The following is a 25,355-nucleotide window of genomic DNA, read 5'->3' on the forward strand; positions in this document are numbered from 1 at the left end:
CTAAAATGAATAAATACGTTTAAAAAAGATAAGCTGTGTTTTAAGTAATATTGCGAACTCCAACTTATTTTTGCCTTAAAAATTTTACTTAAAATGAAAATAAATAATCAAAATATTCCAAATAATTTTATTCGTTTAAATTTTAATAACTTTTAGTTTAGGTTAAACAAAGAAAGATTGATTATTCAAGAAAATAACCCTTCTTTAAAATCAGCACTCAAGTCATGGATATTAAATAATGGAACGACCACATGAATGCACAACCCTATCTGAGCCGTGCTGACAAACGCACCCTCGGACTATCGTCCCTAGGTGGCGCACTGGAATTCTATGATTTTGTCATTTATGTGTTCTACGCCAAACTAATTTCCGAACTGTTCTTTCCAAGTACCCTGAGTCCATTTTGGGCCATGCTGAATACCTATGGCATCTTTGCCGCAGGCTATTTCTTCCGCCCACTCGGTGGTGTAGTGATGGCGCATTTTGGAGATCTGATCGGTCGTAAACGTCTGTTCAGTTTATCCATCTTGCTGATGGCGCTACCGACCCTCATGATCGGGATCATGCCGACCTTTGAAAGTATTGGTTATGCTGCACCACTGCTGCTGCTATTGATGCGTGTAGTTCAAGGTATTGCGATTGGCGGTGAAATTCCCGCTGCCTGGACCTTCGTGTCTGAGCATGTACCAGAACGCCGGATTGGGATTGCCAATGGTTTGCTGACTGCCGGCCTATCGCTCGGGATTCTACTTGGTGCCCTAATGTCGCTATTTATTTCACTTCAGTTCACTGAAGCGGAAATCAAAGACTGGGCTTGGCGCGTTCCCTTCATTCTAGGTGGGATTTTCGGTTTTATTGCCCTTTACCTGCGCAGTTATTTGAAAGAAACTCCAGTTTTTAAAGCCATGCAAGCGAAAAAAGAACTGGCGAAAGAATTACCGGTCAAACAAGTATTGTTAAGCCACAAAACTGCTGTAGGCATTGGGATGTTATTTACCTGGTTCCTGACCGGCTGTGTGGTGGTGTTAATTCTGGCGATGCCAAATTTGCTCGTGGCCAGTTTTGGTTTCGAACGTGCTGATGCGTTCAAGATGCAAAGTGCTGCAATCCTGATGCAAATGCTCGGTTGTATTATCGCTGGTGTACTGGCTGACCGTTTCGGTGCAGGCAAGGTCATTTTACTTGGCTCTATTTTTGTCGCGGTAGTGGCTGGGATTTTTTATCACAGTCTGGGTCATGTTGAAGCGTCAACGGTGTTCATGCTTTACATGTTGCTCGGTTTAAGCTCAGGAACCGTGGGCATGGTGTCTTATAGCATGGTGAAAATGTTCCCGGCACAAATCCGTTTCAGCGGAATTTCATTTTCCTATAATCTGGCCTATGCGATTGCAGGTGGGATTACCTTGCCACTGGTGCAATGGTTAAGCCTGTATAGCAATATTGGCGCCCTGTACTATATCTGGACCGTTTGTCTAGTGACCTTATTCACTGCCCTGCTTTACCGCAGCAAATTTGAAAAAACAACCTAAAATAAAAAAGAGCCTGACTCACAGGCTCTTTTTTTAAGCGTAAAAATACGAGCTTAAGCTTTCAGATTCTTGCGTAGCTCATCTTCCACAATGCTGATCTCGATCTCACTGAATTTACGGATTTCACCTTCGGCATGTTTTTCCAGCATGCCCCCGACCAAAGGCACTTTCACATTCACCGTCCAGTTTAACTGGAACTGGATCTGCTGTTCATCACCTGTAACGGCACGCTGACATTTGGCTTCAATCGGCAGATTGGCACCTAGTTCCACGACTGAAGTCATTTCTTCCAAGTTGCTGACATCGGTACGTTGCAAGCGAAACGCATCTTTTAGCAGTTTTTTTGCAATATCCGGAATTTTGACATCCAGATTGTAGGCACGTTTCAGGGTATACAAGTGTCCCTGCTTTTCTGAAACTAGAATTTCCATATTTTGAGCAGGGATCCGATGACAAACCGCTTCATGCAAACTGATGTCATTTGCCAAACGTTTAAACTCATCAATCGAAACACCGCGAATAATTGCGTTTACGGTAAACTGGTGGGCCATATCTATTTTCCTTATTTTTATTAGGGGTTATGGACTCAAATTAAGTCAAATGAATCATCTGACAGAGAAGATAAGCTATTTAAGTCAATTTTACATCGGCTGTCATTATTTTTTTATTGAGAAAAATTGGCATTGAGGTCAATGTTTCCAGGCAATTTTTGCAGATATACAGGGTCCACAGCTGAGTAAAAGCTGAACTTCACGATACTCAATGACCGCATGAAATTCTTCTGCACCATCATCCAGACCGGAAGCATACCAGACCGTGCCCGCAGGAAATTTCTTTAACCAGCTGGCCTTATAAAAATCAGAAACAGAATCAAACTGTAGATAGTGTTCCGGTTCAGCTTCAACCTGAGTCGCTAAAGCCATAAATTTCTGTAATTGTGCCTGATGAAAATCAATCAGCATGAGGCAGCCCTTCCTTTTGTATGAGGCGATTACATGCCATATAGGTAAGCATAGATGTCATTTACGACTCGTGAGTTTTGACATCATGGCTTAGATCAGATTAAAAATAATATAGATTCACCTCCCCTGATTCAATCCACGTATAAGGATATCCAGTATGCAACAAGGAAAAGTTCAGGTTGAAACCGTGCAGTTTTTGGCAGAAGATGGCTATACCTTAACCGGCAAGCTTTACCGCAGTGAATATGCCAAAGCCAATATTGTCATCGCCTGTGCGACAGGTGTTCCCCAAGCTTTTTACCGGCGCTTTGCCGATTATGCAGCACATGCAGGTTTTCAGGTACTGACTTTTGATTATCGCAGGGTGGCTGATTCTGCACCCAAACGGTTAAAGAATTTTAAGATGTCCTATTTAGACTGGGGACAATATGATCTCAGCGCTGCGATTGATTATCTCAGCCGAACCAGTCTAGACATTTATATGATTGGCCATTCCTATGGCGGACAGGCCTTGGGATTAAGCAAATATCATGATTGCATTGAAGCAATGTACTGCTTTGGCACCGGTGCTGGCTGGCATGGTTATATGCCTTTAACTGAAAGAATCAAGGTTCAGGTAATCTGGAATATTGTTTTTCCACCGATGGTAGCGGTGACAGGCTATTTGCCATGGAGTCGTTTAAATATGGGCGCCGACTTACCGCGTGATGTCTATCGTCAGTGGCGCAAATGGTGCAAAAATCCAACCTATTTCTTTGCCGATCCTGAACTGAAAGACCTGCATGCCCATTATGCGGCGGTAAAAACTCCTATTTATGCCGTAGCCGCGCTCGATGATGCTTGGGCCTTACCTAAATCCAGACAGGCCTTTATGCAATATTACCGTCAGGCCTCGTTGCATTATATTGATATTCAGGCGACTGATTATGGACTCAAACACATTGGACATATGGGTTATTTCCGTCAGGGCGCAGAACAGCTCTGGGATGAAGTGCTCGCCAAGTTCAGTGAATTACATCAACTCAAATATGCAGCTTGATTTTAGTCTCTAGAGTATTTAAATTTTCAGCTGACTAAGCATAACGTGCCTGTTGAACATCGGTTCTGATTTCCTGACGGTGTTCCTCGCCGAAACGGTCGACATGGGCATAAAATACTCCATAACGGCCGACATAATATTCCAGTGACTGGTCATAAAAATTCCAGAAAATTGACCATTCGCCTAAATCCATCTGACGGATTTGTGTACCGGTATGCATCGGCATCTTACGGAGCAGTTCCTGCTGTAACTGCTCTGCTTCATTGCGATCCTGAATCTGAACCTGATGCTGGAAAAATAATTGCGCCACGTCATCAAACAGTTCCAGCTCATAGGCATCGACCACGTGCAAGGTTTCCTGAGAATCAGATTCACTGTCTTCAGTACTACTGGAAATCGGATCCTCTTTTTCGACACGTTTACTCTTTACATACCGCTGGGTTCTATAGATTTTCATACCGATAAACCACATCGCATAAAGTATCAGGGCTAGACATGAAAAAATCAGGAATTTAAGAATCATTGATCATCTCGTGTGGTTAATTTTATTTTTATCACGGTCTGCCAATTCTTGATTTGGCGATCTTCTTTCAACTTAACACAAGTCTATTTTTTGTACAGCAAACATGAGGGGTTTTTTTAGATCTTTTCGGATTTTTTCTTCAGTTGAGCCTTATTTCCCAATATTTAATTTGAAATGAAAGTCTAAAATCTTGTAAAAAAATTAGAATTAAACCAAGGGGTCAATATTGATCAGGATAAATAAATCAGACAAATCACTACAGAATCGATCATCAACTCTCGGTTCTTTAGCAAATGCACTCAAAAAGCTACACGATTGGTATTTGTTTTCCTGAGCATTTTCCTTCAAATAAAAGATCCCTCTTTATGGTCGAGTAAATGAATAAAATTATGATTCGTGAAGGGAAGATTCAAGATATACCTCAAATAATTCAGGTCATCCACGACAGTATTCAATCCTGTATTTTGGATCATCAACGTGAAGACAGCGTGATCCAGCGCTGGCTGGAGCAGTTTAATCATGCCCAGCTGATTGTGGAAATGCTTTATAACGACTGCTGGGTGTATATTTTAAATGATCAGATTGTCGGCTTTTTGCTGGTCAGTGACACAGGAGAAATCCTGATGCACTATGTGGCTGCACGTTTCCAGCGACTCGGGTTTGGCACCCAGCTTTTTGATCAGATGCACAAATCCTTAGTGCGTAAAAATATCCATAAAATCAAAGTCCAATCAACTCAAACAGCTTTAAGTTATTATCAAAAAAATGGATTTTTTTCACCGAATTCTCAATCGGAAAATGAAGAAAATTATCATTTATATAAATACGCTTTTTAAAATTAAAAATTTTTCATGCCATTTTAAGTTGATCTCGCCCTGCCTGCTTAGCCGCATATAACTGTACATCTGCCGCTTTCATCAGTGCATGAATATCTGGATAGAGATGTGCTTGATCCATCCAGGAAATGCCCATACTAACCGTGACATAGGATTTATCATCTGTCCGATTTAAGTGTTCAAATTGCTGTTCTCGGATCTTGATTAAAACTTTCTCCAGAGACTGTAAGGCTGCCTGAACAGGTACATCAGTGAGTAGAATCGCAAATTCTTCTCCACCGTAACGGGCTAAATACGCGGATTCGGGAAGTACTGTCTGAATAACCTTGACCAGATTCTGTAAAATTTCATCTCCTTTTAAGTGCCCATAATAGTCATTGTAGTTTTTAAAATAGTCGACATCGAGCATGGCAAAAATCAGTGTACTGTGTGGATGTTGCTGACAGTGTAAAAACTGCTGCTGGATTTGTTCATTTAAAGCGCGGCGGTTAAAGGCACCCGTCAAAGCATCAATATTCACCTGATGTTCGAGTTTGGCATTCAGTGCACGCAGTTGCTCAGTACGTGCTTTAACTTTCTGATCGAGTGAATTATTTAACTCTTTCAGATTCATGTTCAGCTGCTCTGTCGCATAGGTTTGATGGGCATAATTTTGCGACTGCTGAAACATAATGATCACGGCATACAGACTGGTCGAGATAAAAGACAGATGCACACTTTCAATCACATTAATCAGTAATAAATAGTCATTTATAAAGGTTAGACATAGAAAAATGACCGCATAGAGAGTTAAGCGGGAATAATTGTCTTTATGATGCAAAGTCTGATAAAAGCCATAGATAAAATTGGCCACCACGACTATCCCGAAAATCGCGCTATACAAGGCCAGACGTTGAAAAGTTTCCGGATCGGTCAACAAAGTTACGACACAGTTCAGTAGTAAAAGTCCTGCGGCAACACTATAAATAAGTCGATGTAAATAGCGCTGATTAAACAGGTACATATAACTGAGGAAAAATAGAATCGCCAGGAAAGTGAACAGATATTCCAGGCGTGTTCCCCATAGCCAACCGAGCTTAGTCACGATCGAATAGGCATACGGCGCTGCAAAAAAGTTATGCAGGGCCAGAAAAATAATGAACAGGCCAAAGATAAAAATACTTTTGCTATTGCGTTCGGTTGAACCCCTGAACATCGAAAATAGAATCGTGAAAAAGCCCACCCCAAGCACCAGTCCACAGACCATACTGATACTCATCATAAGCTGCTGATACTGACGGTTAATAGTTCCAGCAGTACCAATGCGTATAGGCTGCTCAATCCCGCCATGCAGATGGGTATAGTTTGAAGCCTGAATACTCATGGTGAAATATTCACTCTCAGGAACAAAATAACCGATTCGAGGTGCTCTTTCATTTCTCTGCTCTTCTGCTGATTTCGCAATTTCCCCATGCCGCAGAATAAATTTTCCATCGATATAGATTCGATAGGCACCATATTCAGCCGGAATATGCACGGCGATCCGACGTCCGATAAATTCTGATGGAATTTTGAAATGTCCGATAAAGGTTCCATAGCCAATATTTGAACCGGTCAGGTCTTTAAATGAAGCGGGTAATTGAACCTCTTGCGGAGTAAGTACGGAACTTGGTTCAGTAATAAACTGGTTTGGATAAAACTGCCAATTTTGGGGCAATTGGCTACTATGATCTTCAGTAAAGTGAATTTCGGAAATATGCGGTTGACTGTGCTGCGTGACAGAGGAAGAGTCAAGTGATGCCTGGGCGAAAACTGGAATCATCACTAATAGGACCCAGCTAATGCTCCAAATCAATATTACAGAATAGACGTTCCTTATCACGTTTTGCAAAGACAGTATTTTCCTGAAAAGTGCTTTATTCTTCTTATAATCTACGTCGAATAGCAGGGAGTGCAAAGCTTTTTTTGTAGTTCATCGGATGAAGTCCATATTGCTATAACTTCACCCGGTCAGCATTCATTCATGACAATGAATGAAGCTTATTTCAGTGAATTAATCACGTGTTTTAACATCATACAGTTCGATTTCAAAAATCAGGTTTGAATTGGCCGGGATGATATTACCCATTTTACGTTCGCCATAAGCCAAATGAGCAGGCACGATCAACTTACGCTTACCGCCCACTTTCATACCGATAATCCCTTGATCCCAGCCCTTGATCACACGGCCAGTACCAATCACAGTTTCAAAATAGTTACCGCGATCCAGTGATGAGTCAAACTTAGTACCATCTTCTAGCCAGCCGGTATAGTGAGTCGTAATAAGCGCGCCCTTAACCGCTTCTTTCCCTTCACCCACTTTCAAATCAATAATTTCTAGCTCTTTGGTCATGACCAATATCCTTTATCTGGCAAATACGCATAGTATAAACGGGATTAGACAGAATTCCTTTAGCTTTGAGGCTTAAAGGATTAAAAGCTGAGTTCCTGGATATTTGAATCATTCAGTAAATAGTTGGTTAATTTTTTATGATTTTCGGCGGAGCCAATTAAAATCCAGCGTCCACTAATACGATGTTCCGTTTTATGCTGCACACTGCGAACGACTTTCATATTATAAGTTTTAAATAATTCTTCGTATTGCTCTAAGGTTTTACGTTGATAAGGACAGATAATTCGGTAGGTGCGTGCCTGACTTAAGGTTTCTATTCCCTCTTGGACATAAATCAGGAAAATCAGTACGATTAATACAATAAAAGTAGCAAACAGACTTAGCCATTCATAACCTGCACCAGCTGCCATCCCTAATGCTGCTGTCATCCAGATGGTGGTTGCTGTCGTAATACCTGAAATCCGGTTTTCATCTTTAAAGATAACTCCCGCACCGACAAATCCCAAGCCAGTGAGGATATTGGCTGCAATCCGATCCTGACTATCCAGACCAATTTTTATCGACATAATCGTGAACAAGCAGGAACTCAGACTGACCATGATCATGGTCCGCAAACCGGCAGACTTACTGCGATATTCGCGTTCTGCACCAATAATTGCACCAATACCGAGGGCAATGAGCAAACGATAAAGATCCGGATGCATATATTTATCCCTGTTTCATTTTTATTATTGTCAGGTATACGCAATTTCTGAATCAGGATACAAGCCGAGACTTGCATCCTTATTGGCTGTTATTGTAACTGTTCCCACTCAATTACAGCTTGGGCCTGATCACCGATCAAGGTCCATTCGCCATCCATGATATTTAGTTGCAGCTGCATGGTACGTTCACATAATTGTTGTACCGCTTCAGTGCTGGCGGTCGAGATTTTCCAGACCTCAACATTCGACAGCGTTTTCAGTTTGGAATTACGTTTATACCATTCATCAACTGAAGAACCATAAGCAACTACTGCGACCTGTTTGCAACGTGCGCTGGCTTTTTTGACTTTATCTTCGTCAGGACAACCCACTTCGATCCATTTCAATAATTGGCCGGTCAGGTCTTTTTCCCACAGCGCTGGCTCATCAGTCTCAAACAGATCCTTGGTAAATTCAAGCGCCTCGCCAGCAAAACGTGCATAAGCCAAAACACGTACCATCAGACGTTCAATGGTTTCCGAAGGATGCAGCGCCATCGTCAACTGATAGTCTTCATAACGATGGGTATCCATATCGGCAACATTCAAATCTGCCTTATAAATTGTCGCTTTTAACGCCATAATACAATCCTCAAATTTGGCGCCTAGCATATAAGATTTATTGCATTTTTGCTGGACAGATTTCGTCTTATCCAGCTATTTTCTCTGCGCAGATTTGAAGCTATTTTTCCTGATCAATCCGGCATTGCATTAAGGCGGTTTCAAATTCCAGCCAGTCACGTGAGGTCTGGTAAATCACTTCTACCCGGTTATCAATGCCTTCTTCGGCAGACTGATAATTAAACTGATCAGGATTGAAATTAAAGCTTTTCCAGCCCTGATTGGTATTAAAAATCCCTTTGATGCGTAGCCAGTCCTGCTGCTCACAAAGCAAATCTAGCAGGTCATAAAAATCAAACTGCCAGCGTTTCGGCAATTTCCAACCTGCCACCTGATAGCCTTGTGCACTTTCAACATAATGATAAGGCAACTGATGTACGACAGCCGGCATCTCTCCCAACACTTGGCGCTGTTGCTTGAGCAGTGGCTGAATCTGACGTGAAGCACCCTGATAATCCTGTTTGATTTGCTCAATATCCAGCTGTCCGTTTTCTATCATCAGCCAGTGCTGGGCATAGGGCTGATACTCAGACTTGAGTTCAGTTAAAGCAGCATGATCAGTTTCAGTCATCAAATCAGCATGGGAAATGACCACGATATTGGCAACTTTCAGCTGATCCGCATACAGGTTCTGATGCGTCCAGTCCCGATCATGTAAACGTGAGCCATCCACCACGGTAACCAAAGATTGCATCTTTAAATGACTCTGCCAATGTGGTTCAGTGAGCTGTTCCAGCAGTTGTCCGGGATGTCCGAGTCCTGTAGGTTCAATAAATAGCCGGTCCGGTTTGGTTTCTGACAATAGCCGGGATAAAGCAATCTGCATCGGCAACTGACTGCTACAACATAAACATCCGCCCAATAGTTCTTTTACTGCATAGCCCTGATCCTGAGGCAGTAATTGCTGGTCAACACCAATCTGACCAAATTCATTCATCAACACAGCCCAGACTTCCTGCTCCGGTTTCTGGCTCAGTAAATATTTTAATAAAGTGGTTTTACCGGCACCCAAGAATCCGGAAATGATGTGTACAGGAATAGGCTGCTGAGCGGCAAGAACTTTCAAAATTGATTCTCAAAGATTGAATTAGAAGTAGTAAACCTGACTATTATAGAGCACTGGACTCTAGCAAAAGTATTCATACTTGGATGAGTAGTCCATATTTAATTCAGTTCAAATAAAAATAACAGTCTGTAGTAAGTACTTTTTTAACCGTTAACTGGTTCACTTAAACGCTATATTTGAAATATTTACACACATTCCCAGCTAACAATCTCCTATACATTTAACAGAAGAAAACAAATTTCCAGTGATTGTATTTGCTTGGTTAACAGCTTCGTGCGGCTTTTGTTAATTGCTTTGCTCCATAAAATTTTCATGCTTAGGATGAATTCCTGCCGGATTGATGTGATGGTCATTCGGCAGTTTATAAATGTAATAAAAAGGATGCTCAACATGAAATATGCACAAATCTTACTTGCAACAACGCTTACTGCAGCCGCAGCTACCAGTTTTGCAGCAAACAATACCACTGACACGAAGACCACTGAGGAACAGAAAGTCACTGTGACAACTCAGGAACTTCCTGCAACGAATAACCCAAATCCAAATGTAACCACGGCTGGACCTGCTGACCAGCCTGCTGCGTCTGAAGCTGCTACAGAAGACAAAGATGGTAAAAAAACGACTAAGTCGACATCGAATCGTTAATCAGGTTTAAAGCAACATCTCGTGCAGTAAATCTCCAGTAGGTTCGACCTGTGCTGCCGGATGTAGACTGAGGCTGAATCATGCAACTGCGTGATTCAGCTTTTTTATACGTTATAGGCTATTCACTATAGCCAGAAATGATCATAGGATTGATTCATCTTATGAATAAATTTAAATATTATTATTTATTATCAATAATTTATTAAAATTAAAATCTTTTCAACCAAATCTTTTTGATAGACATGACCTACTATGGACTAGCTTGTTTAGCGCTCTTGATTGTTCCTTAATAGTCTCAATCCTGAATTGATTGAATGGACATTCGCTATGAGCAATACAAATTACACCACTGAAGTGGCGATTTTGGGTGCTGGCCCGGTAGGCTTAACGATTGCAAACTACCTGAGCAAACAGGGTGTACAGGTCACTGTCGTTGAACAGCTAGATAGTCTGATCGATTACCCGCGTGCCATCGGCATTGATGATGAATCCTTGCGTACCATTCAATCTTTAGGACTGGTTGATCAGGTCTTGCCGCATACCACACCTAATCATGCCATGCGTTTCCTGACACCCAAAGGCCGTTGCTTCGCAGACATTCAGCCACTGACTCGTGAATTTGGTTTCTCCCGCCGTAATGCTTTCATTCAGCCACAAGTAGATAACGTTCTGCTAGAAGGCCTCAAACAATATAAAAAAACTGAAGTACTTTTCTCTCGCCATCTGACACATTTCAGCCAGGATGCTGAGGGTGTAACTTTAAATGTTCAAACTAAAGACGGTGGTACAGAAGTTGTACATGCTCAATACCTGATTGCCTGTGATGGTGGTAACTCCTATGTACGTCGTACCCTCAACATTCCATTCGAAGGTGAAACTGCACCGAACCAGTGGATCGTGATTGATATCGATAATGACCCATTGGCAACCCCTCACATTTACTTATGCTGCGACCCGGTACGTCCTTATGTATCGGCTGCCCTGCCGCACGGCATCCGCCGCTTCGAATTCATGGTCATGCCAGGCGAAACTCAGGAAGAACTCAGCAAACCAGAAAATATTGCCAAACTACTATCTAAAGTTTTACCAAATACCGATGGAATCGAAGTGATTCGTCAACGTGTCTATACCCACAATGCACGTATTGCAGATAAATTCCGTGCTGACCGTATCCTGCTTGCTGGTGATGCTGCGCACATCATGCCCGTATGGCAAGGCCAGGGTTATAACAGCGGTATGCGTGATGCCTTTAACTTGGCGTGGAAAGTTGCATTGGTGATGCAGGGTAAAGCAAGTCATGAATTACTGGACTCTTACCAAGTGGAACGTAAGGATCATGCCAAAGCGATGATCGATCTTTCAGTCATGGCAGGCCACGTCCTTGCTCCACCAAAAAAATGGCAAGGCTTTGTTCGTGATGGTATTGCTTACGCATTGAACTATATCAAGCCAATCAAACAGTACCTGCTGGAAATGCGCTTTAAGCCTATGCCGAAGTATCATGATGGTGCCCTGCTGGCCAATACTCAGAAAGACTCTCCTGTCGGTAAGATGTTCATTCAGCCGCAGGTGAAACTGGAGTCTGGTGAAACTGTATTGCTGGATGAAGTGATTGGCAATGACTTCGCCATCATTGCTTGGGGTGTGGATCCAAAATGGGGCTTAAGCAAGGAAATAATACAACAGTGGAAAAAATTGGGTGTGAAATTTATCCATGTCATTCCTGCGGTTCAGTTGTCTAATCAACAACGCAAGCGATATGAAGATGTGATCACCATTGGCGATATCGGTACGGACATTCGTACTTGGTTCGGCAAGACCAAGGACTCTATCGTCATCCTGCGTCCAGACCGCTTCGTGGCAGCCTTAGCGATTCCTCAATCTATGGAAAGCACAAGTCAGGCGCTATTTAACAAGCTCCATGTCAAATAATTGACCTCAGTCAAAAAAACCACGCTACGGCGTGGTTTTTATTTATAGATGAACATAGAAGCTAAGTCCGGTATTGCTCAAACCATGAAATATCTTTGAGAGAATCACGACGTGCCATTTGCTGTAGGAAAGGTTTAAATTCTTCCAACGGCGGCAAAATTTTTGTACTCATTGCGAAGATCAGACAATAGGCTACATATAGATCTGCAGCAGAAAATTTTTCACCTAAAAGATAAGGCTTGGCCTGCGACAAGCCTCGTTTAAGAAAATCAAATACCGTGGCTTCGTTACCAAAACTTAAACTGGTTCGGACCTTTTCAATCTGTTCTTGGGGTACCAGTAAATTTTTTACATCAATATATTCAGTCAGTGGCCCATGACAGAAGAAAATCCATTTTAAATAAGTACCACGTCTGGGATCATCTAAAGCGGGTGCCAATCCTTTGTCCTGATACTTATCTGCCAGATAGATGATAATAGCCGCCATTTCTGAAATTACGACGCCTTGATCAACCAGACAGGGAACTTTACCCATCGGATTGATCCGAAGATATTCAGGTTGATGTATATCTTTATAGGGAACTTCCACCTGCTCAATTTGGTCTTCAATCTGCAGTTCTTTAAGGATAGGCAGCAAGGTCATGCCGCGTGACTGAGGGTTGTTATAGAGCTTCATCATTCTGCTTCAACCGATTTCTTATTTTTTGAATTTCAGTATAAAGCGATTTTCTTCTGCGATTAAAAAGCATGTGCTACAGATCATTTCTGTAGCACATTTCATTTATGGAAGATCAATAATTTACTTAAAAAGGTCTACACAAAACTTTTCTTTGAGCACTTTCAGAATCAGCTCAATCGCAGGATGCTGGTTATTTTTACGGTAACTGACATAGAGAGCAATCATCGGTAAAGGTTCCAGCGTTTTCTTCACCACAATATTATCGCCGAGTAAAGGAATCACATAGGTTGGTACCAAACTCCAGCCGACACCCATGCCGACCAGGTTGACATTTAGCAGAATATTGGTGGAATACTGCACCACATTCACGTTCAGTTTCGACTGCCTAAAGAAATCATCAATAATCTTATGCAGCTGTGGTGAAGCCTGCTCATCACTAATCACAAAGTCCTGATTTTCAAACTTCTTGATACTGACATAGGGCATTTTTGCGACTGGAGAATTTTTCGGCACAATCAGCGCCAGTGGCTCATCAAAAATCTGAACGGATTCAAACTCATTCGACTGATCCTGATAACGGGTAAAGGCAATATCAATACTGCCCTGTCTTAGCGCGCTAAACTGTTCTGCATCGGTCAGGCTATGAAACAGTGCTTTCAGTTCAGGAAAATGTGCACGGATATTCGGCATGATATAAGGAAAAATTTTCATTTCCGCAACCGGCACGAAGCCGATATTCAGCTGACCCTTATGTACATGTGCGATCTGTCGAGCTGCCTGCACGGCACGTTCTGCATGTTCTAAGCTCAGTAAAGCTTCCTTTAAAAAAGCCTGCCCAGCCTCGGTCAGCTCAACCTTGCGGTTATTCCGCTCCAGCAATTGCGCATCCACTTCACGCTCCAGATCCTTGATCTGCTGACTGAGTGAAGGCTGTACAGTATTCAGTTTTTCAGCTGCCCGGGTGAAATTCAGCTCTTCAGCCACTGTAACAAAATAGCGTAAATGTCTTAATTCCATTTTATTCTTCCGGTAAAGATGCTGAAATCGAAGGTCGCTTCCTAGCCACATATTGACGGTAGATCAATAAAGTGAAAATCACCATCACTGCACAGAACATATAGGTCTTTTCAAAACCGTATTGCGCAATGATCATACCCATCACTACTGAACCCACTGCCAGTCCAATATCAAACAGGGTAAAAAAGGTAGAAATTGCATGGCCCATACGCTGTTTTTCGACAGATTGAATCGCTAAAGTTTGTAAACATGGAAATAATGAACCGTAACCAATTCCGATAAATACCGCAGACAACCACATAGTCCATTGGCTGGACATGACACTGACAATCATCATGCCAATCGCAAAGAAAATAAAGGAAGGATAGATAACTGCACTTGGTCCTTTACGGTCGTAAATTTTGCCCACCCAAGGCCGTACCAACAACATTGAGGCCGCAAAAACAATAAAGAAGATGCCGGTATAAGCCAGTAGTTGCTTGGTTTCACTAAAGGGCGTGATAAAACTCATGATACTGGAGTAAGCAAAAGCAGTGAGCAGTGCCACAAAACTGACCGCCAGCACTTTGACTTCAATAATGTCATGCAGGCTGAATTTTGATTTTTCGACCACTGTAGCTTGAGGTTTTGCTAATTCGGTAATTTTCAGCATGAAGGAAAAGATCAAGCCGATAGAGATAATCACGGCAAGCAAGCCAAACAGCACTTTAAAGCTGGTGAACTGAACTACGGTTAAGGCCAGTAATGGACCAAATACCACACCCAGATTAGTCGACATGACAAAATAGCCCATGCCCTCACCCTTACGAGATTCCGGAATAAACTCATTTGCAACGGGAACGGTGACCGTCGTCAGGATGCTGAACCAGATCCCATGTAAAAAACGTACTGCCAATAATGACCACATGCTATCAACCAGCAGATAACTAAAGGCAAATAAGGCAAAAATAACTCCGGCTCCGCGCATTGCCAATTTCTTGCCGAGTTTCTCGATGATCATGCCAGAAAAAGGTCGAACGGCGATGGATGAAACTAAGAACAGGGTCAAAGCCAAACCTGCTTCTTTGACTGATCCGCCCAGATCTTTCATGATATAAACCGGCAGAATGGTCAGTAAGGCAAAGTAATAGATAAACAGGAACAGATTGTTTAATAAACACAGAACAAAGGAGCGATTCCATAAGCGCTCAGGACTAGCAGACATAACACGCAACTTTTAAAGCAAATTTAAGAACCAACTAAACTCAGGGAGAAATCAAAGCTGGGCTTAAGGCCAGATCTACCAGATTCTGGATATATTGATCATCCGGCATGCGATTGAAGAAAATGATCTGGTAATGAATCGGCCCATATAAAGTGTCCAGCATCAGATCAAAAGGATAATCAGCACGTAATTCTCCACACTCGATAGCCTGTTGAATCAATTGGTGGGTTTGTTTTCGACGTGGTAATAGATACTGCTGAAAAAAGTCTGCAGCCAGCTCCCGATGATTGGCCATAACGACCAGCAAAGCTCGGCCTACCGGATGATTAAGCGCCTGAACCAACAGAGTTAGCTGTTGAACCAGATTACTGCGCAGGCTTTGTGAAGCATCCAGTTCAAATACCCCTGCTGTGCGCTGCTTAAACACATCTAGTACCAGTTCAGATTTATGTTTCCACCAGCGATAAATCGTAGATTTGCCCACCCCTGCCCGTGCAGCCACATCTTCAATCGTTAGCTGATGATATTCACCTTCTGCCAGTGCATCCGAAACCGCCTGCAGAATACTGTGCTGGCGCCGTGAACATTTTTCTTCTTCACTCATGCTTAAAACCAAAAAACGAAACGATACGTATCGTTTCATATTAGATTAAAAAACAAGCTTAAGCCAGAGTTGAATGAATTTTTAGGCAAAAAAAAAGACCTCACATTGAAGGTCTTTTTAATAAGCAAATTAAGTTTAGTTCTTAGCTATGCGCTGATTTTTTATAAATACTGCATGAAGGGTGATGGTTTTCCTGCAGACGGGCAACTTTACGTTGTTCAGCTGCTTCAAAACGGCAACGTTTCCAGTCATTGTCCAGATTCAGTGGGGGAATCTGTTTAGGCTTACCATTTTCATCTACAGCGACCATCGTAAAATAGCAACTATTGGTATGGCGTACAGTACGTTTCTGAATATTTTGTGCTTCTACACGAATACCGATCTCCATTGAAGTACGACCTACATGGTTCACACTTGCTAGGAAAGTCACCAGCTCACCCACATGAATTGGTTCTTTGAAATTTACTTTGTCTACAGACAGGGTTACGACATAACTACCCGAATAGCGACTCGCACAAGCATAAGCAACCTGGTCCAATAATTTCAGAATCGTTCCACCATGTACGTTTCCTGAAAAATTCGCCATATCTGGCGTCATAAGAACCGACATCGTTAACTCTGACTGGTCATCCGATGCTGTTGCAATTTGATCTAAAGGGGCCATCGTTTTCTCTGAACTCTTTGAATGACAATGATATAGACCATTATTATAGCGTTTTTGGTCTAAATAAAATGTTCAATTCGGCAAATAAAACATCATAATTCTTGATATGAAATTTTTCTCCATACAAAAAAAAAGATATTCCTCTGAGGATTCATAGAAATCATCAGAAAGTTATTTTCAGTAACTATAAAATAAACAGGAATTTATCCACTAAAGTATTTTCTCGAATCAATGCACTGCAATTAAGAGATTATTTATTAAGCATGCAGAACTCCATTCAAGAAAACTGCCTACATTAACAAAAAATAACCTCGAATTAGGCAGGCACCTGCCTCAACATTTCTCGCGCCACATTCTCATAACTTAAAGTCTGCTGGCCATGCAATATAGTTTCAACGGTAAAAGAACCATCGGGATGAACTTTAGTTACAGTAAAAATCGTATTTTCAAACTGAGCTAGTGTGACTTGCTGGCCAATTTCGATGTGATTCATATGGCTTTTACATTTATTAATCTGTCGATTTTTATTCTGTCATGATCTTCTAAGCTTTTGAACAGTTGTTTAACTTAAGTCTGTGAATAATTTTGTTAAAATCAAAAAATAGCCTTAAAACATTTTCATAAAATCGCTATAGTTTTATAATTCAAATATTTATTTCCCATAGAAACTTGGGCTTTAAGTGACTTTCAATAGGTAGAAAACATCAGCTCATCTCTAAAAACGATGAGCAAAAATAAGTCGCTTTTCCCTCGATTGAGAAAAGCGGTAAATATACTTATACATCTATTTGAAAAATAAATATTTTATTAAAAATCTTAGAGCAAACTATTGTTGCTGGGCCAAGAGTAATGGAATCTGATGACCTTGGCTGTAATTATGCTTCTGATAGACCTGGGCAATTTCTGGTAGCTTGAGTTTAGCCGCCTCAATCCCGGCATCCATGGTCAATTCTCTGCCGCGTACATCAAAGATATGACCTTTTTCACGTAAGTCTGGCTGAATAACAACATCGGCGTATTGCAGTTCCTCAGAAGCTAAACGTTGCTGCATGATATTAATATTCTGGTTGAATAGGCCCCAGACATTGGTGGTTTCAGTATGGATTGGCTGCGCCAGAATATCGACAGCAATGACAATATCAGCGCCCAATTCACGAGCTACTTTAACTGGCACCGGACTGACCAGCCCTCCATCCACATATTCTTTTTTCTGGATGACAGTCGGAATAAACATGCTTGGAATAGAAACGGATGCACGCACCGCCTGACCGGTATTACCATAATTGAAGACTACGCGCTTGCCCTCTTTCAAGGCTGTGGCTACCACAAACATCGGGATTTTCATGGCTTGCAAAGGCGTCTGATCCACTTGCAAATTCACATAATTTTCGACTTTTTTGCCATCAAAAAAGCCTTTACGGTCCAGTTTGATATCGCGGACGTCAGTCGCTTTCATGCTTAATGCAATATTACGCAGTTCAATCGCCGGTTTACCACTGGCATAAATGGAACCTACGATACTGCCGGCACTGGTTCCCACAATAAAGTCAGGTTGTATGCCTGCCTGCTCCAACACTTCAATCGCCCCGATGTGCGCATAGCCACGCGCACCGCCACTGCCAAGAACCAGTGCAATCACCGGACGGTTTTCTGTTTGCTTGATCTTGCGGAAATTGATCTGGTTTGGACGTGCCTGGGCTTCTGCGACTGAACTGGCAGATTTAATATGACTAGAGTTAGGTTGATTTAAACCGGATGTCGTTTGGCAGCCGCTCAGACCTACCATTGTCATCGCCAATATACTCAGTACATATTTCTGCATGCAGAGCACGTCCTCATTTTGTTAAAGCAGCATAGTGTATAAACACATGCTTAAATAATCTGTAGAATTTCGTAAAACTGTCATACAGTTGCACTAATGTCTTTCAATTTTCAGCCACTGTATGAATACACCTTCACTGTACCGGATCTTTCTCACCTTCCTGCAACTGGGCTGTATGGCATTCGGTGGACCGGCGGCGCATCTGGTGTTTTTTCACCGTAAATTTGTCGACCAGTTACAGTGGTTAAATGCGACACAATATGGCCAGCTGGTTGCATTAGCGCAGCTTTTACCAGGCCCAAGTAGCAGTCAGGTAGGCCTCTCCATCGGCTATCTGCAAAGGGGTTATGCTGGGGCATTCGTGGCCTGGCTTGGGTTCACCCTGCCTTCGGCACTATTGATGAGCTTGATCGCAGTACTCGGTCAGCACTATTTCCATATTCTAAACTCAAACAGCTTTCATAGCATTCAATTGATCGTTTTTTCTGTAATCGTCTGGGCATTCTGGCAAATTCTCAATAGCTTCTGCAAGAGCATCTGGCAATATGTATTGGTCTTTATTTCAGTCCTGATCCTGAGCTTCATTAGTATCAGTTTGAACCAGCTACTGGTCATTATTTTGGGGGCGGTTTTTGGCCTCGTAATGGCAAAATTTTCCAATTCTCCTCAGGAAAATAAGCCCGCTTCAAATTCATCTACCATTCACTCAAGTTATATTTGTCCACATCATGCACCCTACTGGTTCATCGCATTTTTATTACCGTTTTTCCTGATTCCTCTACTAGTCAAATCTGGTTCTTGGCCTGAACTCGCATTTTTCGCTGATTTCTATCGAACTGGCTCATTGGTCTTTGGTGGCGGGCATGTCATTCTGCCTTTGCTGCATCAGGACTTTGTGGCGACCAATTTACTTTCGTCCCAATCTTTCGATCTAGGTTATGCATTTGCCCAATTGATGCCGGGTCCATTATTTAGTTTTTCCAGCTATGTCGGTGCTCTGTTGCCTTGGACAGGTTCAGCCTGGATTAATGCACTGTTAGCAACCTGTGCCATTTTCCTGCCTTCATTTTTTCTAATTTTTGCTACTTTGCCTTATTGGTCATGGTTAATGCAGCAACGTATTATTTTTCAGGCGGTAAGCGGGATTAATGCAGCAGTGGTGGGTCTGCTTTTATATTTACTGATTGATCTCTCTCAGGCATATTTTCGTTTCTGGTCTGATCTGGTTTTTGTCATCGTGATGATTTTACTGTTACGCTCGAAATTACCAGTCTGGTTCAGCCTGATTGCTGGCTTTATCCTATATCAAAGCTATCTTAATTTTGTGTCATTCTAACAATTTAAGCTCATAAAAAAGCCCCGAACCAGTCAGGGCTTTTTGCTCAAGTCTTACCAGATATCTGATTTAACTTTATCTTTAAATTTCGGATGATCATCGAGCTTAAACTCTGGTTGCTCGATGCCACGTTTTAGCTGACCGGTATAGTCCTTGAGTAGCATCAAAATAAATGGCATCAGCAGCACAATCGCAATCAGGTTGATACTGGCCATGACACCCATGAAAAGATCCGCCATATTCCAGATCAACGGTACACTGGCAATCGAGCCGAAATACACCATAAACAATACCAGCAACCGGAAAATAAACATGACCTTGCTGTTATTATTGATGAACTGGATATTCCCCTCTGCATAGGCATAATTACCAATGATAGAAGAATAGGCGAACAGGAACAGAATCAAGGCCAGGAAATCATCCCCCCAAGCACCAATCTGGCTTTCAAGTGCCATCTGGGTCAAGGTTACGCCTTCAAAACCGGCATTTTCATAAAGGCCAGAAACCAGAATCACGATGGCGGTACATGAACACACCACGAAAGTATCTACAAATACGCCAAGCATTTGAACCAGACCCTGATTCACCGGATGTTTCACGTCAGAGGCAGCCGCCGCATTCGGTGCTGAACCCATCCCCGCTTCATTCGAGAATAAACCGCGCTTAATCCCCATCATCATGGCCATCGAGATCATGGCACCGAAGAAACCGCCTGCAGCTGCTTCAAACTCAAATGCTTTGCTAAAGATCAGCTGGAAAATAGACGGTAACATATCGTAATTGATGACGGCGATATATAAAGCTACACCCAGGTAAAGGACTGCCATGAAAGGAACCACCCCTTCAGCAACTTTTGCAATCCGCTTGATCCCGCCAAAAATAATCATGGCCGTAATCAAGACTAATACCAGACCAATCCAGGAAACTTCCAGATCGAAACCACCTAATGGCAACATCAGATTGGCTTCATTCCAGCCCCAGGCATGTGAGGTTGCACCAGTAATGGCATTGGCCTGCACGGCATTGAACACAAAGCCGTAAGTCGTAATCAGTGCAATTGCAAAGACAATTCCCAGCCATTTCTGTTTAAGACCCTGAGTAATGTAATACGCAGGTCCACCACGGAATTGCTGATTCTTGTTATCCCGAACTTTAAACAACTGGGCTAATGATGATTCTACAAAAGCAGAACTCATTCCCAGAAATGCAGTAAACCACATCCAGAACACAGCACCTGGACCACCGACAGCAATCGCAATGGCAACACCTGCAACATTACCCACACCGACCCGGCTAGCCAGACCTGTTACAAAGGCCTGAAACGGCGTAATACCATGGTCATCATCGACCTTGCCACGACTACGTTTCATGACTTTGATACTGTGCCAGAATAAACGGATCTGTACTGCACCGGTCATGATCGTATACAAAATACCGACTGCGACTAGAAACACCACCAAAAAGTCCCAGAGTGGACCATTTAAGGCATCGACCCAGCCCAGTAAGGTTTCATTTAGCTGATCATTCATGTCATATCCTTATGAGCTTATGACTCATTATCAAGCCTAAAATTAGACGAAAAATTTCAAGATCATCTGGATGATCGTGGCATTAATCAAGTCAACGAAGAAAGCACCACATAATGGAACGATCAGGAAGGCTTTATGCGAAGCGCCATACATATTGGTAATCGCCTGCATATTGGCGACTGCCGTTGGGGTTGCACCCATCCCGAAACCACAGTGACCTGCAGCCAGTACTGCGGCATCGTAGTTTTTGCCCATCACCCGGAAAGTGACAAATGCTGCATATAAAGCCATGGTCAGGGTTTGTGCACCGAGAATCACCATCAATGGTCCTGCCAGATCTGCCAGTTGCCATAGTTTTAATGACAGCAGCGCCATGGCCAGATAGAGCGACAATGAAGCATTACCAAACACATCAATTGCACGGTCGAAGATCTGGATTTTCAGGATGCCTTCCAGCACGTTACGCAGAATCACACCGCCTGCCAGTGCCCATACAAATGTTGGCAGTTCAAATACTGTATCTTTACTGAAGCCAGTCATCAGTTCTGCAAATGCCAGACAGCCTGCAAACAGACCAAGTGTGGTAATGGCATTATCAGCGGTGATCAGACGGACACGATGTGGATATTCAAATTGCACATATTCATCTGTCGTGCTGTCCATTGGCGTATTGTCACGCTTTTCGATCTGCTGATCGGTACGTGCCACCGCAAGATTATGACGGTTAATCAACAGTTTCGCCAAAGGTCCACCGATAACACCACCAATGATCAGACCAAAGGTTGCACTTGCCATCCCGAGCGCCAAAGCCCCCTGAATACCATGCTCAACCTCCATAATTTCACCCCAGGCGCCAGCAGTACCGTGTCCACCAGTCAAGGTAATCGAACCGGCAATCAGACCGATCAGAGGATCAATACCTAACAAGCTTGCCAGTCCCATACCCACTGCATTTTGTAGTGCAATAAATGTCGAGATGGCAACCAGGAAGATCACCAGTCCGATCCCGCCTTCACGCAATTTGGCAAAGTTCGCGCTTAAACCGATTGACGCAAAGAAAATCAGCATGAAACTGGTTTGCAGCTCTGCACTCGTAGTAATGCTATAGCCCCAGAACGAATGAACCAGCAGAGAGATAACCGCTGCAACCAGACCACCTGCAACAGGTTCAGGAATGTTGTAACGTTTTAAAAAATCGATTTTATCTACCAGAAACCGGCCCAGTAATAGCACAATTACTGCAGCGATCAGGGTATAAAATGCGTTAAAAGTAAAATCCATAATTTTTTTGTCCAAGATGGTTCTGAATTTTTGTCATTCTAAAAGTCATGCTGCGATTTATTTCCACAGAAGAAAACCTTACATAACCCCATGTAATTATCATCTTCTTCATTCATCCATCGCTTTTAGAATTAACAAAGCATTCCGCATCTGTTTCAAACTTATGAATATCATCGTGATGATCATATTCAGTGAGAGATTTATAAAAGCGAAAAATGGCCTTTTGCTGATCGCATAAGCTACGCCAGATGCGTAAATTCATCTAAGCGTGCAACTCATAGCGATAACATCCAACCTATATTTTTTACTTCTCAACCAGCATGAATTGCTGCATGAGTGCTTTTAACCTAACTGAGTTCATCAAGTCATTTGGAATAATGGTATTTCAAATAGAGCTTGACCATGCAATCTTCATTATTTCTTCAAAATGCATGTATTCAACTGAAAAGTCGCACATTATGCTGTTTCTTTGTATAAAGTTTTATTGTTTTTTATTAACTATAGTTAGCGAATATATAAAAAATAATTATAACTTCTTATTTTTTATAGTTTACTACCCCCAAATTTTAATCGAAATAAAATATTAATTGAAAGTAAAAACGGATATTTAATTTTATTTTTAAGATTGAATTTTAATCATTCTATTTTGTTTTCAACTTTCCTTTTAGTTCCAGCCATTGATATTAATTGCTCAAGATATCAGCATCTAAAGTATTAGTTTCCTTTTTAGAAGCAGTTTTGTTCAAGCATTCAATAAATTTCTTAGGCTATTTATATAACTTGTATATCGCCTGAGTACATTCTTATTCATGTGATTTTCATTAATCATCACAATTCACTTTGAAACTAAAATTCCCCCTGCCCGACAGGGTTTGTTTGGTTTATAGTCAGTTCACCATCATTAAGGATATGAGATTGGAAATTAAAATGGATCAAAACCTCGTTCGTGCTGTTGACCAAACCATCACTTCCCGGCATTCGGTTCGTGCTTTTCTGGATACGCCGGTCAGTACCGACATGCTCAAAGACATTTTGACTGTGGCCAGTCGTGCCCCTTCAGGGACCAATACCCAGCCATGGAAAGTATATGTGCTAACCGGGAAAAAACGTGACGAGCTGGTGCAGCGTGTCTGTCAGGCGCAAATGGAGCTTTATCAAAATCCGGCACTGGCCGAGCAATATAAAGAAACCTTTGCCTATTATCCCGAACAATGGTTCTCTCCCTATATCGACCGACGCCGTGAAAATGGCTGGGGCTTATATGGTTTGCTGAATATCCAGAAAGGCGAAAAAGAAAAAATGGTGCGCCAGAACCTGCGTAACTTTGAACTGTTTGATGCTCCAGTAGGATTGTTCTTTACCTTGCATAAAGATTTAGGCGTAGGTTCAAAAATGGATATTTCCATGATGATTCAGAACGTGATGCTGGCCGCCAAGGCACGTGGTCTGGATACCTGTCCGCAGGCTGCCTGGAATCATTTTCATAGCATCGTGCTGGATGTATTAGGGGCAGGTGAAGATGAAGAGCTGGTCTGTGGTATGTCACTAGGCTATGCAGATCCAGACCATATCGTAAATACCTTTATTACCCCACGTGTCCCGGTAGAGGAATTTGCCGTTTTTGTAGATGAATAAGATTAGATAAGCCATGATCCAAGCATCAACTTTGAGCTGCTTGGATCGTCTGACAGAGATAGAAGTCTTGCAGCTCCTTATCTCTGTTTAACTCTAGGTAGTTCTAATTTCAATACAGATCTAAAGGCTATAACCACAAAGATTGCCATTACCAAGGCCATATTGAATAAAGCATCCCACAGCATAAAGTTCAGTAAAACTCCACCCAACAAACCGCAGGCAAATTGCATACTGCCCATAATCGCACTGGCGGTCCCGGCACGCGCACCCTGCTCTGCCATGGCCAGTGCCATCGCATTCGGTCCCACAAAACCAATTGAAGCCACAACAACAAATAAGGCCGCCATAACCAGGACAACAGATTCAATATTCAGATAGCCTAAAACCAGTAAAGCCAAGACACCGATTCCCTGTAAAGAAGCACCTAGTTTTAAACGACTTAATACTGAAAGATATTGGGCCAGATGCTTATTCATGGTCGAGAATAGCATGATTCCCACAGCATTCCCCCCGAAAGCATAAGCAAACTGCTGCTCGGTCAGATGATAATGATCCATCAGAATGGCTGAAGAAGCGCTGATATAGCAGAACATCACCGCTCCAGAAAAACAACCCACCAGCATTGGTCGTCTGAAACTTTCATCCTGAAGAATGGTTCGGTATAAACTCAATACCTGCTGCAAATTCAGTTTAAGACGGCGTTCCGGGGGCAAGGTTTCCTGAAAGAAAAAATGTACACAGACCAGACTAAACAAGCCACAGCCCATCAGCACCAAGAAAATAATATTCCACTCAAAGAACATCAGTACCCATGCGCCGAGACTTGGCGCAATAATCGGTGCAATGGTCGTTACAATCATCATGCTGGCAAAGGCCTGTGCAGCCGCCTGCATATCCAGCCGATCACGAATGGTTGCTCGGGCAACCACGACGCCTACACATCCTCCTAAGGCTTGTAATACCCGTGCTGCAATCAGGCTCCATTCATTCTGTGCAAACATACACAACAGGCTGGCCAGAATATACAGACTCAATCCAAAATAAAGCGGTGGCTTACGTCCAATCCGGTCACTGATCGGGCCATATAGCAACTGCCCAACCGCCAGTCCAAGGAAATATGCTGGCAGACTATTGGAGACCATCTGGGTACTGACACCAAAATCCGCTGCCATTTCTGGCAAGGCAGAGAGATACATATCAATGGATAAAGGACCAAGTGCAGTCAGTGAAGCCAGCAAAATAATCCAGGACATGGCATAAGGCCGTGGTGCTGTCGTATTGGAGTTCATGTAATTAAAGATTTTAATGCGTAGTAGGC

The 25,355-nt window shown here is 42.4% G+C and carries 25 protein-coding genes; 7 read left to right on the forward strand and 18 right to left on the reverse strand.

Annotated features, from left to right (window positions below; all coding sequences use genetic code 11):
* Nucleotides 1–251 precede the first annotated feature (251 nt).
* Nucleotides 252–1,529: an MFS transporter gene (locus AC4MBN_RS10715; protein WP_419364532.1), complete on the forward strand. Its 1,278-nt coding sequence runs from the start codon at nucleotides 252–254 to the stop codon at nucleotides 1,527–1,529.
* Nucleotides 1,530–1,582: 53 nt separating this feature from the next.
* On the opposite strand, the gene AC4MBN_RS10720 is transcribed toward AC4MBN_RS10715, so the two are convergent.
* Both AC4MBN_RS10720 and AC4MBN_RS10725 read right to left on the reverse strand, forming a co-directional pair.
* On the reverse strand, nucleotides 1,583–2,080 hold the full coding sequence (locus tag AC4MBN_RS10720) for a DUF2505 family protein (protein ID WP_005236909.1): 498 nt from the start codon (nucleotides 2,078–2,080) through the stop codon (nucleotides 1,583–1,585).
* A gap of 138 nt (nucleotides 2,081–2,218) precedes the next feature.
* Complete coding sequence (locus AC4MBN_RS10725) at nucleotides 2,219–2,491, reverse strand: hypothetical protein (RefSeq protein ID WP_004784921.1); 273 nt, start codon at nucleotides 2,489–2,491, stop codon at nucleotides 2,219–2,221.
* A 157-nt stretch (nucleotides 2,492–2,648) separates the two neighbouring features.
* Between AC4MBN_RS10725 and AC4MBN_RS10730 the strand changes: the two genes are divergently transcribed.
* Nucleotides 2,649–3,530 carry an alpha/beta hydrolase family protein gene (locus AC4MBN_RS10730; RefSeq protein ID WP_491880194.1) on the forward strand — a complete coding sequence of 294 codons (882 nt, stop codon included), beginning with the start codon at nucleotides 2,649–2,651 and terminating at the stop codon, nucleotides 3,528–3,530.
* 34 nt (nucleotides 3,531–3,564) lie between these two features.
* Here AC4MBN_RS10730 and AC4MBN_RS10735 read toward each other — a convergent pair whose 3' ends face one another.
* Complete coding sequence (locus AC4MBN_RS10735) at nucleotides 3,565–4,050, reverse strand: hypothetical protein (protein WP_419374788.1); 486 nt, start codon at nucleotides 4,048–4,050, stop codon at nucleotides 3,565–3,567.
* A 392-nt stretch (nucleotides 4,051–4,442) separates the two neighbouring features.
* On the opposite strand from AC4MBN_RS10735, the gene AC4MBN_RS10740 reads away from it, so the two are divergent.
* Complete coding sequence (locus AC4MBN_RS10740) at nucleotides 4,443–4,889, forward strand: GNAT family N-acetyltransferase (RefSeq protein WP_159123410.1); 447 nt, start codon at nucleotides 4,443–4,445, stop codon at nucleotides 4,887–4,889.
* Nucleotides 4,890–4,902: 13 nt separating this feature from the next.
* Here AC4MBN_RS10740 and AC4MBN_RS10745 read toward each other — a convergent pair whose 3' ends face one another.
* From AC4MBN_RS10745 to AC4MBN_RS10765, 5 genes are all read right to left on the reverse strand, one after another.
* Nucleotides 4,903–6,690 carry a sensor domain-containing diguanylate cyclase gene (locus AC4MBN_RS10745; RefSeq protein WP_419374787.1) on the reverse strand — a complete coding sequence of 596 codons (1,788 nt, stop codon included), beginning with the start codon at nucleotides 6,688–6,690 and terminating at the stop codon, nucleotides 4,903–4,905.
* A gap of 231 nt (nucleotides 6,691–6,921) precedes the next feature.
* Complete coding sequence (locus tag AC4MBN_RS10750; protein ID WP_159123393.1) at nucleotides 6,922–7,260, reverse strand: FKBP-type peptidyl-prolyl cis-trans isomerase; 339 nt, start codon at nucleotides 7,258–7,260, stop codon at nucleotides 6,922–6,924.
* Between the two features lie 80 nt (nucleotides 7,261–7,340).
* A complete protein-coding gene (locus tag AC4MBN_RS10755; RefSeq protein ID WP_103799665.1) occupies nucleotides 7,341–7,964 on the reverse strand; it encodes an MgtC/SapB family protein in 624 nt (207 codons plus the stop codon).
* Between the two features lie 89 nt (nucleotides 7,965–8,053).
* The gene (locus AC4MBN_RS10760; RefSeq protein WP_208462734.1) at nucleotides 8,054–8,584 is read right to left on the reverse strand and encodes a YaeQ family protein; all 531 of its coding nucleotides are present in this window, start codon (nucleotides 8,582–8,584) and stop codon (nucleotides 8,054–8,056) included.
* Nucleotides 8,585–8,684: 100 nt separating this feature from the next.
* Nucleotides 8,685–9,689, reverse strand: coding sequence for a CobW family GTP-binding protein (locus tag AC4MBN_RS10765; RefSeq protein WP_419374761.1), 1,005 nt, complete (start codon nucleotides 9,687–9,689; stop codon nucleotides 8,685–8,687).
* Nucleotides 9,690–10,079: 390 nt separating this feature from the next.
* Here AC4MBN_RS10765 and AC4MBN_RS10770 point away from each other — a divergent pair, with 390 nt between their 5' ends.
* Both AC4MBN_RS10770 and AC4MBN_RS10775 read left to right on the forward strand, forming a co-directional pair.
* Nucleotides 10,080–10,334, forward strand: a complete 255-nt coding sequence (locus tag AC4MBN_RS10770; protein ID WP_180105064.1) for a hypothetical protein — start codon at nucleotides 10,080–10,082, stop codon at nucleotides 10,332–10,334.
* 327 nt (nucleotides 10,335–10,661) lie between these two features.
* A complete protein-coding gene (locus AC4MBN_RS10775) occupies nucleotides 10,662–12,266 on the forward strand; it encodes a bifunctional 3-(3-hydroxy-phenyl)propionate/3-hydroxycinnamic acid hydroxylase (RefSeq protein ID WP_491880195.1) in 1,605 nt (534 codons plus the stop codon).
* 61 nt (nucleotides 12,267–12,327) lie between these two features.
* On the opposite strand, the gene AC4MBN_RS10780 is transcribed toward AC4MBN_RS10775, so the two are convergent.
* The 7 genes from AC4MBN_RS10780 to AC4MBN_RS10810 form a co-directional block, all read right to left on the reverse strand.
* Entirely contained in the window at nucleotides 12,328–12,942 is a 615-nt protein-coding gene (locus AC4MBN_RS10780; RefSeq protein WP_419364740.1) for a glutathione S-transferase family protein, read from the reverse strand.
* A 123-nt stretch (nucleotides 12,943–13,065) separates the two neighbouring features.
* Nucleotides 13,066–13,962, reverse strand: coding sequence for a LysR substrate-binding domain-containing protein (locus AC4MBN_RS10785; RefSeq protein ID WP_419364543.1), 897 nt, complete (start codon nucleotides 13,960–13,962; stop codon nucleotides 13,066–13,068).
* A gap of 1 nt (nucleotide 13,963) precedes the next feature.
* Nucleotides 13,964–15,166 (reverse strand): MFS transporter, encoded by a 1,203-nt coding sequence (locus AC4MBN_RS10790; protein WP_419364545.1) that lies wholly within the window; start codon nucleotides 15,164–15,166, stop codon nucleotides 13,964–13,966.
* A 40-nt stretch (nucleotides 15,167–15,206) separates the two neighbouring features.
* Nucleotides 15,207–15,770 carry a TetR/AcrR family transcriptional regulator gene (locus AC4MBN_RS10795; RefSeq protein WP_419364547.1) on the reverse strand — a complete coding sequence of 188 codons (564 nt, stop codon included), beginning with the start codon at nucleotides 15,768–15,770 and terminating at the stop codon, nucleotides 15,207–15,209.
* Between the two features lie 142 nt (nucleotides 15,771–15,912).
* Nucleotides 15,913–16,434, reverse strand: coding sequence for an acyl-CoA thioesterase (locus tag AC4MBN_RS10800; protein WP_004784949.1), 522 nt, complete (start codon nucleotides 16,432–16,434; stop codon nucleotides 15,913–15,915).
* A 316-nt stretch (nucleotides 16,435–16,750) separates the two neighbouring features.
* Complete coding sequence (locus AC4MBN_RS10805) at nucleotides 16,751–16,927, reverse strand: hypothetical protein (RefSeq protein WP_162835329.1); 177 nt, start codon at nucleotides 16,925–16,927, stop codon at nucleotides 16,751–16,753.
* 333 nt (nucleotides 16,928–17,260) lie between these two features.
* A complete protein-coding gene (locus tag AC4MBN_RS10810) occupies nucleotides 17,261–18,256 on the reverse strand; it encodes a patatin-like phospholipase family protein (RefSeq protein WP_180069941.1) in 996 nt (331 codons plus the stop codon).
* Between the two features lie 121 nt (nucleotides 18,257–18,377).
* Here AC4MBN_RS10810 and chrA point away from each other — a divergent pair, with 121 nt between their 5' ends.
* The gene (chrA, locus tag AC4MBN_RS10815; protein WP_491880196.1) at nucleotides 18,378–19,592 is read left to right on the forward strand and encodes a chromate efflux transporter; all 1,215 of its coding nucleotides are present in this window, start codon (nucleotides 18,378–18,380) and stop codon (nucleotides 19,590–19,592) included.
* 53 nt (nucleotides 19,593–19,645) lie between these two features.
* Here the strand turns inward: chrA and AC4MBN_RS10820 are convergent, their stop codons facing one another.
* Both AC4MBN_RS10820 and gltS read right to left on the reverse strand, forming a co-directional pair.
* Complete coding sequence (locus AC4MBN_RS10820) at nucleotides 19,646–21,121, reverse strand: alanine/glycine:cation symporter family protein (RefSeq protein WP_159123382.1); 1,476 nt, start codon at nucleotides 21,119–21,121, stop codon at nucleotides 19,646–19,648.
* A gap of 42 nt (nucleotides 21,122–21,163) precedes the next feature.
* Nucleotides 21,164–22,402: a sodium/glutamate symporter gene (gene gltS / locus AC4MBN_RS10825; protein WP_166137667.1), complete on the reverse strand. Its 1,239-nt coding sequence runs from the start codon at nucleotides 22,400–22,402 to the stop codon at nucleotides 21,164–21,166.
* Between the two features lie 927 nt (nucleotides 22,403–23,329).
* Between gltS and AC4MBN_RS10830 the strand changes: the two genes are divergently transcribed.
* Nucleotides 23,330–24,037 (forward strand): nitroreductase, encoded by a 708-nt coding sequence (locus AC4MBN_RS10830; protein ID WP_419374758.1) that lies wholly within the window; start codon nucleotides 23,330–23,332, stop codon nucleotides 24,035–24,037.
* Between the two features lie 77 nt (nucleotides 24,038–24,114).
* Here the strand turns inward: AC4MBN_RS10830 and AC4MBN_RS10835 are convergent, their stop codons facing one another.
* Entirely contained in the window at nucleotides 24,115–25,326 is a 1,212-nt protein-coding gene (locus AC4MBN_RS10835; protein ID WP_419374757.1) for a multidrug effflux MFS transporter, read from the reverse strand.
* Nucleotides 25,327–25,355 lie beyond the last annotated feature (29 nt).

Source organism: Acinetobacter sp. CAU_H_60, from assembly GCF_058599385.1.